The organism is Stenotrophomonas sp. PFBMAA-4 (assembly GCF_030053215.1).
In the GTDB taxonomy this organism is placed as follows: Bacteria; Pseudomonadota; Gammaproteobacteria; order Xanthomonadales; family Xanthomonadaceae; genus Stenotrophomonas.
This window is the reverse complement of record NZ_JASGBW010000002.1, coordinates 61,229-73,510: the sequence shown is the minus strand read 5'-3', so window position 1 is coordinate 73,510 and position 12,282 is coordinate 61,229. Positions and strand designations below refer to the sequence as shown.

Below are 12,282 nucleotides of genomic sequence, written 5' to 3'. Positions count from 1 at the left end.
GGGCGCCCGGCGGAAGGGGGACCCTGCCAGTGTCCCTGCTGCGCAGTAGGCACGCGGTGAACCCGCTTCCGCAGCAGGCACCGGATCAGTCAGAATCCGCCCATTCCCTCTTTGGATCCACCATGGCCGGTGCCAGCCTGTTTGCCCTGCTCGACGATATCGCCACCCTGCTCGACGACGTCTCGATCCTCACCAAGGTCGCGGCGAAGAAAACCGCCGGCGTGCTGGGCGACGACCTGGCGCTGAACGCGCAGCAGGTGACCGGCGTCAACGCCAACCGCGAACTGCCGGTGGTGTGGGCGGTGGCCAAGGGCTCGCTGCTGAACAAGGTGATCCTGGTGCCGGCGGCGCTGGCGATCAGCGCGCTGGAGGCCTGGCTGCACAGCCGGGGCTGGAACGTGCCGCTGATCGTGCCGCTGATGATGATCGGCGGCGCCTTCCTGTGCTTCGAAGGCGTGGAAAAGCTGGCCCACCGCTTCCTGCATTCGTCCGACGAGGACGCCGAGCACCAGGCCGAGCGGCGCAAGGCGCTTGCCGATGCGCAGGTGGACATGGTGGCGTGGGAAAAGGACAAGGTGAAGGGCGCCATCCGCACCGACTTCATCCTCTCGGCCGAGATCATCGTGCTGACCCTGGGCGTGGTGGCCACCGCGGCTTTCACCCAGCAGCTGGTGACCCTGGCCGTGGTCGCGCTGGCGATGACGGTGTTCGTCTACGGGCTGGTGGCCGGCATCGTGAAGCTGGATGACGTGGGCCTGTACCTGTCGCGCAAGGGCGGGGCGGTGGCCGCGTTCGGCCGTGGCCTGGTGGTGTCCGCGCCGTGGCTGATGAAGTTCCTGTCGGTGGCCGGCACCATCGCCATGTTCCTGGTCGGCGGCGGCATCCTGGTGCACAACGTGCCGGTGCTGCACCACGCGGTGCAGGGCTTCGGTGGCGAAGGGCAGTGGGGTTGGCTGATCAGTGCGGCGGCGAACATGGTGGTCGGCATCGTTGCCGGTGCGATCGTGCTGGCCGCGGTGACCGGCATCCAGAAGCTGCGCGGGAAGCTGTAGAGCCGAGCCCATGCTCGGCTGCATTGAATGGCGTGCCGACCAACGGTCGGCACCCACCAGGGCGGGATTACCCCGCCTGCACCCGGTTCTTGCCCTGGCGCTTGGCAACGTACAGGGCCTCATCGGCGCGGCGCAGCAGGGCCTCGGCATCATCGCCAGGCTGCCATTGCGCCAGGCCGGCGCTGAAATGCACCGGTACGCGCTGGTCCTGCACGGTCAGCACGCGATGGGCCAGCGAGCGCTGCAGGCGCTGCACCGTGGCCATGCTGTCGGCGCCCGGGGTTTCCGGCAGCACCAGCACGAACTCGTCACCGCCGAGCCGGGCAACACCATCGGTGGCGCGCAGCAGCAGGCGGCAGATCGACACCAGGTGCTGCAGCAGGGCATCACCGCCGGCATGGCCATGGGTATCGTTGGTCTGGTGGAAGTCATCCAGGTCGATCACCGCCAAGCCCAGCGGCGTGTTGTTGCGCGCCGCCCGTGCCATTTCCCGCTGCAGCATTTCGTCCAGCCCGCGCCGGTTCAGGGCCTGGGTCAACGGATCGATGCGGGCCAGGTCGCCGGCCTCGCGCAGTTCCTGTTCCAGCTCGGTGATGCGCCGCTCGGCCCGTTCCACTTCCTGCCGCGCGCTGGCCAGGTGGTCACGCGCCTGCGCGGCCTGCTGCTGCACCTTGCCGGTGTCGTGCATCACTTCCTGCAGCAGGTGGTTGAGGTCGGCGATGCTGCGCGCCTCGCGCAGCTGCAGGGCATAGGTGCCGATGCGGTCGTGGTACTCACCGGTGCTGGCGGCCATGCCGTCCATGCGCTCGATGAACTCGCCCATCAGGCCGCGCATCGCCGCCTTTGAATCATCGATGCCCTGGCGCAGCAGCCCCTGCTTGTAGATCACCTCGCGCAGTTCCGCGCGCGTGCGCTCGACCGACTCCGCTTCCAGCGGGCCGGCCAGCAGCTGGCGTACGGCCGCGATCTGCCCCTGCAGCCAGCTGCGGTCATCCAGCAGCTCGCTCACGTTTTCCAGCAGCAGGGCGAACAGCTCCAGCAGCAGCGCCTGCTGCTCCTGCCAGCTTTCCGCACGCACGCCCACCTGGTGGCCCAGCTCGCGCACGCCCTGTTCGATGGGCTCCAGCGGCGCCCCCGGCTGCCATTGCCGCAGCTGGGCGGCCAGCGCCTGGGCCTGCTCGCGCAGGTCAGGGTCGTGCAGCAGCAGCGACACCACCGCGCCGCCCAGCAGCAGGCGCAGCTGTTCGGACAGGCGCAGGCTGTCGGGCTGGCCATCGGGCGAATGCTGCTCGATGGTGCGGATGTACTTGTCGATCAGCTGCCGCATCGCCCGGCCATAGCGCGGCCAGTCGGCGCTGGCCTGCGCCGACTGCAGGCGGTCGCCCATGTCGCCCAGCTCGCCGGGCAGGGTGGCCATGCCATTGGCAAAGGCGGCCAGCAGCGGCTCGGGGGCATCGGCGCCGGCAAACAACTGCTGCAGGGCCACGGCCGTGCCGCCCTGCAGGACCACCCGGTCGCCACGGCCATCGTCGGGCACCGCGCGGGTGCGCGCCGGCGGTCCCAGGGCGGTGCCGGGGGCAGGGCGGTGGTCGGGCTGGTCCGTCATGGCAAGAAAATCCTGGGGCTGGCAGGGACTGGTGACAGCATATCGGCGCGGCCGCCGACGGCTTGAACGGCTACGATGGGCGACAGGATGCCGCAGTGGAGGTGGGTATGCGCGTGATGTTGCTGGGGGCGACCGGCCTGGTCGGCGGGCTGGCCCTGCCGATGCTGCTGGACGACCCGCTTTGCCGCGCGATAGTGGCCCCGACCCGGCGCCCGCTGGGCCTGAGCCATCCGAAGCTGCATGCCCCCGTGCTGTCGTTCGACGCGCTGCCCGATGCGCCGGACTGGGCGCAGGTGGATGCGGTGATCTGCGCCCTGGGCAGCACGATGGCCCAGGCCGGCAGCCGCGAGGCCTTCTACCGCGTCGACCACGATTACCCGCTGGCCTTCGCCCGGCTGGCGCGCAGCCAGGGCGCCCGCGTGTTCGTGCTGAACTCGGCCGCTGGTGCCAATGCTGGCTCGGCGTTCTTCTACAACCGGGTGAAGGGCGAGCTCGAGCGCGATCTGCGCGCGCTCACCTTTGCTTCGCTCACGCTGGTGCGGCCGGGCCTGATTGGTGGGCAGCGGCAGCAGGTTCGCCGTGGCGAACACTTCGCCCTGCAGGTGCTTGGCGCGCTGGGGCCGGTGCTGCCGCGGGCATGGCGGATCAATCCGGCCAGCCGTATTGCCAGGGCGCTGGTGGATGCCGCGCTGGCGCCGCCGCCGGGCGAACACGTGGTGGCGTCCAGCGCGCTGGTCGGCTGATGTCGCGTGCGCTGCGCCTGAGCCAACTGCTGCAGCTGCTGCGCCGGCACCGCCGGCCGGTGGCCGGGCAGGCGCTGGCCGATGCGTTGGGCATCAGCCTGCGCACGCTGTACCGCGACATCGAGACCCTGCGTGAGCAGGGTGCGGACCTGCGTGGTGAGGCCGGTATCGGCTACCTGCTGGCGCCGAGCGATACCCTGCCACCGCTGACCCTGCCACCGGCCGAGATCGACGCGCTGGTGCTGGGCCTGCGCTGGGTCGCCGCGCGCACCGAGCCGGCGTTGGCTGACGCCGCCCGTGATGCGCTGGCACGCATCGCCCACGTACTGCCAGCGGCACGCCGCGAAGCACTGCGCGACAGCGGCCTGCGTGTAGGCCCCTCGAAAGCTGCGGCGAAGGTGCCACCGGCGCGCCTGCAGGCAGTGCGCGAGGCGGTAAGTGCACAACAACGGCTGCAGTTCGGCTATCAGGACGCGCACGGCCAGCGCACCGAGCGCATTGTGTGGCCGTTCGCGCTGGCCTACTTCGATGAAGTACCGATGCTGGCGGCGTGGTGCGAGGGCCGCGAGGACTTCCGCCATTTCAGGCTGGACCGCATCCGCCAGGTGCGCGTGCTGCAGGACCACTACCTTGTGCCGCGCGCCACGTTGTTGCGGCGCTGGCAGAAGGCGCAGGGCATCGCCCCGGATTGGCTGGACCAGTCGTGAGTTGCCGGCCGGCGGAGGTAGAGAAGCGGGGGTAGAGTCGACTGCTAGTCGACTATCGCGCGCAGCGCGGGACTTTCTGAGGCAAGAGCAGTCGACTGACAGTCGACTCTACCAAGGCAGAAACAGAAGCCAGTGCCGCCACGCTACTGACAGGATCTGTCAGCAGGGCCGCACCACCATGGGCACTCCCAACAACGGAGGTTCCCCATGTTCAAGCCCAGCACCCTGCTGCAGTACGTGCGTGATGTCGCGGCCAGTGCCACGTTCTACAGCAGCATCCTCGGCACGCCGCCGGTCGAGCAGTCGCCCGGCTTCGCCCTGTTCCTGCTGGGCGATGGCGCGGCGCTGGGCCTGTGGCAGCGTGATGGCGTGCTGCCGCCGGTCACCGCCGAGGCCGGCGCCGCCGAGCTGGCGATGGTGGCCGCCAGCCCCGCCGAAGTGCAGCAGCTGCACGACGCCTGGCGCGCGCTCGGCGTGCAGATCACCCAGGCGCCGGTCACCCTGGAATTCGGCCACACCTTCGTTGGCGTCGATCCCGATGGCCATCGCCTGCGCGTGTACAGCCGTGCCGAGGGCATGGTCGCGCGCGACTGATCGCCACGCTGCGCCCACAAAAAAACGCCGGGCAATGCCCGGCGTTTTTTCAGGTCATGTGCCAACCAAGGGTTGGCATCCAGCCATCAGCTGGCCAGTGCCAGGTCGTCCATCATCGCGCGCAGGAAGCGGGCCGCTTCACCGCCGGTGGCGGCGCGGTGGTCGAAGGTCACCGACAGCGGGATGACCTTGTGTGCTTCCACGCCGCCCATCACCGGGGTCATCTGGTGGCGGGCACGGCCGGCACCGATGATGGCCACGCACGGCGGCACCACGACCGGGGTCGCATAGCGGCCGGCGAACATGCCGAAGTTGGACAGCGAGATGGTGTAGCCACTCAGTTCGGAGGCCGCGATGGAACGGGCTTCCACCTGTTCGCGCAGGCGGTTGACGCCTTCGCGGATGCCACGGGCATCGAGCATGTCGGCATTGCGCAGCGCCGGCACGAACAGGCCGTCGTCGGTGTCCACGGCGATGCCGATGTCCACCTGCGCGTGCAGGGTGCGGGTCAGCGCTTCGCCGTCGAACCAGGCGTTCATGGCCGGCACCTTCTGCGCGGCCACCACGATCGCGCGCACCAGGCGGGCGGTGACGTCGTTGCCCGGCAGCCAGGCGTGGATGTCGGCGTCGTCGTTCAGCGTGGTCGGCACGACCTTGCTGTGCGCATCGGCCATCACCCGCGCCATGTTGCGGCGCACGCCCTTCAGCGGCTCCGGCTGGCCCTTGGCGACCACGCCCGGCGGCTGGGTGCGCATCGGCTTGCCGGCGGCGGACAGCGGGGTACGGGCTTCGCTCTGCACTGGCGCAGCCACCTGGGCCGGGGCCGGGGCGGTATACGCAGCGGCGGCCACCGGTGCCGGGGCAGCACCCAGCTTGGCGCTGCCGTCGGCCGCAGCCTGCTTGACGTCGGCCATGGTCACCGCGCCATCGGCGCCGGTGGCGCGCACGCGGGCCAGGTCGACGCCGAGCTTGCGCGCGGTGGCACGCACGGCCGGCACGGCCTTGACGCCACCGACGGCCAGCGCCTGTTCGGTGTGCACGGCATTGGAGCTCTGCATCGCGCCGACCACGGTGCCGGCGTCATCACGCTCGGCCTTTTCTTCAGCGGCGGCAGCCACCGGGGCGGCCGGCAGCGGCGGCGGGTTCGGTGCGGCCGGGGCCGCCGGGGCGTGCCCGTGGCTGTGGCCGGTGTCCTGGCCATCGGCACGCTGCGGCAGGTTCGGATCGATCTCGAAGCTGGCCAGCACCGCGCCGGTCGGGATGATGTCGCCGGCGGCGCCGGACAGCTTCAGCACCTTGCCGGACACCGGCGAGGGCACTTCCACGACGGCCTTGGCGGTCTCCATCGACACCAGCGGCGCGTCCAGCTTGATCACGTCGCCTTCCTTGACGAACCACTCGACGATGGTCGCGTCCGGCAGGCCTTCACCCAGGTCGGGCAGGTTGAAATTCTTGGTCTGGCTCATGTGCAGTTCTCTTCCAGCAGTTCCAGTTCGCGGGCCGGCAGCCAGCCCGTCGCGCCATTCGCGCGCTCGGACCACCACCACCCACCATGTTCGTGATGCAGCTTCACCATCTCGCCGTTTTCCACATCCAGCTCGCGGGCGTCGTAATCGCGCAGGGCTTCGGCGCGACCATCATCCAGCAGCTGCAGCCAAGCGATGGGCGCCCATCCAGCGCGCCCATCGTTGGTGCGTACCCAGGCAAACGCCGGCCATTCCTCGTCACGTACACCGACTTCGACGATCTGGCCGGTGCGGAACCGGAGCGGGTTGGAATACTGGCTGCGGTAAGCCCCAAGGAGCCGTGCCCGCATGTCAGCCTGCCGCCACCGCGCGCTTGGCCGCGGTCACGATCCGGTCCACGCTGGGCAGGTACTTCATTTCCAGGCGGAACAGCGGAATGTGGGTGTCGTAGCCGGTAACGCGCTCGACCGGGGCCAGCAGGTCGTACAGGGACTCCTCGGCCAGGCGTGCGGCGATCTCGGCACCGAAACCCGCGGTCTTCGGGGCTTCCTGCACGACCACGCAGCGGCCGGTCTTGGCCACCGATTCGGCGATCGTGGCGAAGTCCAGCGGACGCAGCGTGGCCACGTCGATGACTTCGGCACTGATGCCTTCGCCGGCCAGCTTGTCGGCCGCTTCCAGCGCTTCCTTCACCTGTGCGCCCCAGGCCACCAGGGTCACGTCGGTGCCGTCGCGCAGCACGAAGCACACGTCCAGCGGCAGCGCTTCGCCGTCGTTGACGACCACTTCCTTGTACTGGCGGTAGATGCGCTTGGGCTCCATGTAGATCACCGGGTCGGGATCACGCATGGCGGCCAGCAGCAGGCCGTAGGCACGCTGCGGGCTGGACGGCAGCACCACGCGCAGGCCCGGCACGTTGGTGAAGATCGATTCGTTGGCTTCGCTGTGGTGTTCCGGCGCGCGGATACCGCCGCCCCACGGCACGCGCAGCACCATCGGGCAGTGCAGGCGGCCACGGGTACGGGTGCGCAGGCGCGCGGCGTGGCAGATGATGTGGTCGACCATCGGGTAGACGAAGCCGTCGAACTGGGCTTCGGCCACCGGCTTCATGCCCTGTGCGGCCAGGCCGACGGTCAGGCCGGCGATGGTGGTTTCATCCAGCGGGGTGTCGAGGATGCGCTGCGAACCAAAGCGCTGCTGCAGGCCGGCGGTGGCACGGAACACGCCGCCGTTGACGCCCACGTCCTCGCCCAGCACCAGCACCGACGGGTCGTGTTCCAGCTCCCAGGCCAGGGCCTGGGTGATGGCTTCGATCAGGGTGATGGGGGTAGCGGTCATTGCGATATCTCCACCGGCGACAGCGGCGCTGTCGGCGGCATTGGCCTGGGAAGCGGATGCGCCCGTCTTGATGTCATCCATGGCGCTGCTCCAGGGCAATGGCGGCCGCGCGCTGGGCCAGCAGGTCGGCCGGCGGATCGGCATACAGGTAGTCGAACATCGCCTCGACCGGCTGCACCGGGGTATTGAGGTACTGGTTCACTTCCTCGTCCACCTTGGCCGCGCACTGCTCGACCCAGGTCTTTTCTTCGTCTTCGCTCCACACGCCCTGGGCGATGAGGTACTTGCGCAGGCGCAGCATCGGCTCACGGGTCCAGGCGTCCTTCACTTCGGCGTCGTCGCGGTAACGGCGTGCGTCGTCGGCGGTGGTGTGGTCGGACAGGCGGTAGGTCAGCAGTTCCAGCACGGTGCCGCCGTCGCCAGCCAGGCCGCGTTCGCGCGCCTGTTCCATCGCGGCCAGCACGGCGATCAGGTCATTGCCGTCCACCTGCAGGCAGTGCAGGCCGCCGGCCAGGCCCTTCTGGGCCAGGGTTTCGGCACCGGTCTGGGCCGAACGCGGCACCGAGATCGCCCAGCCGTTGTTGACGATGCACAGGATCAGCGGGAGCTTGTAGGCACCGGCGGAATTGAGCGCGGCGTAGAAGTCGGTCTTGGAGCTGCCGCCATCGCCGCACACCGCCACTGCGATCTGCGCTTCGTTGTTGAGCTTGAACTTCAGCGCAGCGCCGGCAGCATGCAGGCACTGGGTGGAGATCGGCACGCAGAACGGGAAGTCCTTCACCGCGTTGCCGGTGTAGTCGTTGCCGCGCTCGTCGCCGCCCCAGTACATCAGCACGTCGTACGGGCGCACGCCACGCATGAACATCGCACCGTATTCGCGGTAGCTGGGCGCGAACACGTCGCCGGCCTTCATCGCAGCGCCGATGCCGACGTGTGCGGCTTCGTGGCCCAGGCAGGCGGCGTAGGTGCCGAGCTTGCCGGTGCGCTGCAGCGCGATGGATTTGCTGTCGAACGTGCGTACGTACAGCATCTGCTTGAACAGCGGCACCAGGACGGCCGGATCCTTCAGGGATGCGGGCAGGTCGTCACGGACGAGCTTGCCGTCCGCGTCCAGGTACTGCAGGTATTCGATCTTGAACTCAGCGGCAACCGTCATTGCGTACTGCACCTTCGACAGAGAAGTTACAAATGATATGAATCGCCATGTTAAGGAACGCGTACGAAATAGCCTTCCTGCGGCGCAACACGGGGATTCCCCTTTGTACCCCTGGCGACGGCTCGGGGGCCAATAACAACAACGTATTCAGTCGTTGCTGCAAAGCATCAGAATACGCCTTTGGCTGACTGCCGGCGCAACGGCGCGAAAGGTTCCACGCGCAACGGCGGTTCCACAGGCCGACTGCACGCCCCGGTATGGTCCGCACGCTGCCCCTTGCCCGCTGCCCGCGCGGCAGGCAACGCGCTACCCTTGCCGCCCCTGATCTGGTCCCGCCCATGTCCGTCGACAACAACCAACGCGATCTCGAAGCCGGCATCCACACCGACCTGCACGGGCGCCTGACCTACGGCGGCTACCTGCGGCTGGACCAGCTGCTGACCGCGCAGCAGCCGCTGTCCAACCCGCCGCACCACGACGAGATGCTCTTCATCATCCAGCACCAGACCTCGGAGCTGTGGCTGAAGCTGCTGGGCCACGAGCTGCGGGCGGCGATCGGCTTCCTGCAGCGCGATGAAGTCTGGCAGTGCCGCAAGGTGCTGGCGCGCAGCAAGCAGGTGCTGCGCCAGCTGACCGAGCAGTGGTCGGTGCTGGAAACGCTGACCCCGTCCGAGTACATGGGCTTCCGCGACGTGCTGGGCCCGTCCTCCGGTTTCCAGTCGCTGCAGTACCGCTACATCGAGTTCCTGCTGGGCAACAAGAACGCGCAGATGCTGCAGGTGTTCGAGCATGACGTGGAAGGCCAGGCGCAGCTGCGCAGCGTGCTGGAAGCGCCGAGCCTGTACGAGGAATTCCTGAAGTACCTGGCGCGCTTCGGCCACGCCATCCCCGACCTCTACACCGACCGTGACTGGACCCTGCCGCACGTGTCCGACGACAGCCTGCAGCCGGTGTTCGCCCGCATCTACCAGGACACCGACCGCTACTGGCGCGAGTACTCGCTGTGCGAGGACCTGGTGGACCTGGAAACCGCCTTCCAGCTGTGGCGCTTCCGCCACATGCGTACCGTGATGCGGGTGATCGGCTTCAAGCGCGGCACTGGCGGCTCCTCCGGAGTGGGCTTTTTGCGACAGGCCTTGGAGCTGACCTTCTTCCCCGAGCTGTTCCAGGTGCGCACCAGCCTGCAGGTGGCACCACCGGCCGACCCGGCCTGAGCCCCATTCAGCAAGGCCGCCGGCGATGGGCTGGATCGTTTCAGATGCAAGTTCAGCGAGCAGGCCGTGACCTGCCTCAAACGGCGTGTATTTGACGTGAACGCCAGAAGTCGGTGATCCTCGCGCGTTGCTCCAAGCGCACATCGGATGTGCCGTCCATCCACCGAACCAGGAAACCCGCATGAGCCTAAACGCCACTGCGAACACCCCAGAGCCGGCCGTGCCGGAATTCAAGACCCTGATGGGCCACCCGCGCCCGTTGTGGATGCTGTTCATGACCGAGTTCTGGGAGCGCTTTGCGTTCTACGGCATCCGCTGGGCCTTGGTGCTGTACATCGTTGCCCAGTTCCGCAACGGCAGTGCCGCCGGCGAAGCCGACGCCAGCCGCATCTACGGCGCCTACCTGGCCCTGGTGTACGCTGCAGCGATCTTCGGTGGCTACGTGGCCGACCGGGTGCTGGGCTACCAGCGGTCGATCCTGACCGGCGCGGTCATCATGGCCGCAGGCCTGTTCATGATCGCCCTGCCGCAGGAGCACATCTTCAAGCTCGGCCTGGCCACGATCATCGTCGGCAACGGCATGTTCAAGCCCAATATCTCCACCATGGTCGGCAAGCTGTACGGCCTGAAGGATGAGCGCCGCGATTCGGGCTTCACCATCTTCTACATGGGCATCAACATCGGCGCGATGATCGCCCCGGTGCTGACCGAGTACCTGGCCCGCAAGATCTTCGGCACCGCCGAGATGCCGTCCTACAAGATCGTGTTCATCGCCTCCGGCGTGGGCATGCTGATTTCGCTGGTGTGGTTCTACATCGGTCGCGCCGGCCTGAAGGGCATTGGTGCACCGCCGGCCGGCGCCGAAGGCATCGGGCCGATCATCAAGGTGGTGGGGGGTGCGATCGTCGCCATTCCGGTGTCGTACTTCCTGCTGGCCACCGGCGCCGCTGCGCTGGCCTGGATCCTGGGCGCGATGTTCACCGTCCTGGCCATCCTGCTGCTGGTGGAAGGCATCCGCGAGGGCAAGGTGCAGCGCGACCGCGTGATCGCCATGCTGATCATCTTCGCCTTCAACGTGATGTTCTGGATGTTCTTCGAACAGGCGGGCAGCTCCTTCACCTTCCTGGCCGACAACATCGTCAACCGCAAGTTCGGTGACTGGACCTTCCCGACCGCGTGGTTCCAGTCGGTCAACTCGGTGGCCATCATCACCCTGGCGCCGATCATCGCCTGGATCTGGGTGGCCATGGGCAGCGCCAATCCGTCCATCCCGCGCAAGTTCGGCCTGGGCCTGCTGTTCAACGGCGCCGCCTTCGCCCTGCTGATGTTCGCCCTGTCGCAGATGGTCGTGGACGGCAAGATCCCGTTCTGGACCCTGTTCATGGTCTACGTCATCCAGTCGGTGGGTGAGCTGTGCCTGTCGCCGATCGGCCTGTCGATGGTGACCAAGCTGGCCCCGGTGCGCCTGGTCGGCTTCGGCATGGGTGGCTGGTTCCTGTCCACCGGCATCGGCAACAACCTGTCGGGCATCTTCGCCGGCGCGGTGTCCGGTGAAGGTGGCATGACGATCGAATCGGCACTGAAGGGGTATACCTTCGGTTTCTGGGCCCTGATCGGCTCCGGCGTGGTGCTGTTCCTGGTGGCCCCGCTGATCAACAAGCTGATGCACGGCGTCAAGTAAACAGAGGGTAGTGGGCATGCGTACAACGTTCGGCAGTGCAGTGGTGGCAGTGGTGTGTGCGGCGCTGATCGGCGCCTGTTCCCAGCAACCGCCGCCGGCACCGGCCGAACCGACGCAGCCGCTCGACACCCGTCCCACCGAGCCACCGGCCGCTGATCCCAGCGCGCCGGTGGCCTCGGGCAACACCCCGGCGGCGGCCGATATCGCCGCCATCGCCGGCCTCAATGCCAGCTTCGACCCGGCCCGCGACCCGGCCGCCGATCTGGAAACGGCCAAGGTCGAAGCCCAGCGCGGCAACAAGCACATCATCCTGGACGTGGGCGGCGAGTGGTGCCCCTGGTGCCACCTGATGGACCAGTTCGTGGAAGGCGATGCCGAAATCCGCCGCTTCCGCGATGCCAACTACGTCTGGTTGAAGGTGAACTACAGCGAAGAGAACGAGAACGCGGCGTTTCTCTCGCAGTACCCGCAGGTGAAGGGTTACCCGCACCTGTTCGTGCTCGATTCGGATGGCACCCTGCTGCAGTCGCAGTTCACCGGCGAGCTGGAAAAAGCCAAGAACGAAGGCAAGGGCTACAACCGCAGCAGGTTCATGGCCTTCCTGAAGAAGTGGGCGCCGCAGCGCTGACCCCGGCTGCCCTGCCTCTGTAGAGCCGAGCCCACGCTCGGCTGCCGTGCCTGCTCACCTACAGAAACCCACCCCATGGCCGCTAACGGCAAGGACG

12 protein-coding genes are annotated in these 12,282 nt (G+C 67.9%); 7 read left to right on the top strand and 5 right to left on the bottom strand.

Features of this window, described 5'->3' with window-relative positions; genetic code table 11:
- Positions 1-122: 122 nt before the first annotated feature.
- Complete coding sequence (locus QMZ26_RS01665) at positions 123-1,052, top strand: DUF808 domain-containing protein (protein ID WP_283220347.1); 930 nt, start codon at positions 123-125, stop codon at positions 1,050-1,052.
- A 67-nt stretch (positions 1,053-1,119) separates the two neighbouring features.
- Here the strand turns inward: QMZ26_RS01665 and QMZ26_RS01660 are convergent, their stop codons facing one another.
- Positions 1,120-2,658, bottom strand: coding sequence for a GGDEF domain-containing protein (locus QMZ26_RS01660; RefSeq protein ID WP_079223943.1), 1,539 nt, complete (start codon positions 2,656-2,658; stop codon positions 1,120-1,122).
- A gap of 107 nt (positions 2,659-2,765) precedes the next feature.
- On the opposite strand from QMZ26_RS01660, the gene QMZ26_RS01655 reads away from it, so the two are divergent.
- The 3 genes from QMZ26_RS01655 to QMZ26_RS01645 all read left to right on the top strand — a co-directional run bounded on the left by QMZ26_RS01655 (position 2,766) and on the right by QMZ26_RS01645 (position 4,702).
- Positions 2,766-3,401 carry an NAD-dependent dehydratase gene (locus tag QMZ26_RS01655; RefSeq protein WP_283220346.1) on the top strand — a complete coding sequence of 212 codons (636 nt, stop codon included), beginning with the start codon at positions 2,766-2,768 and terminating at the stop codon, positions 3,399-3,401.
- On the top strand, positions 3,401-4,108 hold the full coding sequence (locus tag QMZ26_RS01650) for a YafY family protein (RefSeq protein ID WP_200732490.1): 708 nt from the start codon (positions 3,401-3,403) through the stop codon (positions 4,106-4,108). Before QMZ26_RS01655 ends, QMZ26_RS01650 begins: the two co-directional genes overlap by 1 nt.
- Positions 4,109-4,315: 207 nt before the next feature.
- Positions 4,316-4,702, top strand: coding sequence for a VOC family protein (locus tag QMZ26_RS01645; protein ID WP_283220345.1), 387 nt, complete (start codon positions 4,316-4,318; stop codon positions 4,700-4,702).
- A gap of 86 nt (positions 4,703-4,788) precedes the next feature.
- Here the strand turns inward: QMZ26_RS01645 and QMZ26_RS01640 are convergent, their stop codons facing one another.
- From QMZ26_RS01640 to pdhA, 4 genes are read right to left on the bottom strand one after another with little or no spacing between them, the layout of a single operon-like run.
- Complete coding sequence (locus tag QMZ26_RS01640) at positions 4,789-6,168, bottom strand: dihydrolipoamide acetyltransferase family protein (RefSeq protein ID WP_079223935.1); 1,380 nt, start codon at positions 6,166-6,168, stop codon at positions 4,789-4,791.
- Positions 6,165-6,518, bottom strand: coding sequence for an SH3 domain-containing protein (locus QMZ26_RS01635; RefSeq protein WP_283220344.1), 354 nt, complete (start codon positions 6,516-6,518; stop codon positions 6,165-6,167). The genes QMZ26_RS01640 and QMZ26_RS01635 overlap by 4 nt, the downstream gene beginning before the upstream one ends.
- A 1-nt stretch (position 6,519) precedes the next feature.
- Positions 6,520-7,587: an alpha-ketoacid dehydrogenase subunit beta gene (locus QMZ26_RS01630; protein ID WP_079223931.1), complete on the bottom strand. Its 1,068-nt coding sequence runs from the start codon at positions 7,585-7,587 to the stop codon at positions 6,520-6,522.
- Positions 7,580-8,662 carry a pyruvate dehydrogenase (acetyl-transferring) E1 component subunit alpha gene (gene pdhA, locus QMZ26_RS01625; protein ID WP_079223930.1) on the bottom strand — a complete coding sequence of 361 codons (1,083 nt, stop codon included), beginning with the start codon at positions 8,660-8,662 and terminating at the stop codon, positions 7,580-7,582. Before pdhA ends, QMZ26_RS01630 begins: the two co-directional genes overlap by 8 nt.
- A 338-nt stretch (positions 8,663-9,000) precedes the next feature.
- Between pdhA and QMZ26_RS01620 the strand changes: the two genes are divergently transcribed.
- From QMZ26_RS01620 to QMZ26_RS01610, 3 genes are all read left to right on the top strand, one after another.
- Positions 9,001-9,876 (top strand): tryptophan 2,3-dioxygenase family protein, encoded by an 876-nt coding sequence (locus QMZ26_RS01620; RefSeq protein WP_283220343.1) that lies wholly within the window; start codon positions 9,001-9,003, stop codon positions 9,874-9,876.
- Between the two features lie 181 nt (positions 9,877-10,057).
- Positions 10,058-11,557: an oligopeptide:H+ symporter gene (locus QMZ26_RS01615; protein ID WP_283220342.1), complete on the top strand. Its 1,500-nt coding sequence runs from the start codon at positions 10,058-10,060 to the stop codon at positions 11,555-11,557.
- A gap of 16 nt (positions 11,558-11,573) precedes the next feature.
- Positions 11,574-12,185: a thioredoxin family protein gene (locus QMZ26_RS01610; RefSeq protein ID WP_283220341.1), complete on the top strand. Its 612-nt coding sequence runs from the start codon at positions 11,574-11,576 to the stop codon at positions 12,183-12,185.
- Positions 12,186-12,282: the final 97 nt, after the last annotated feature.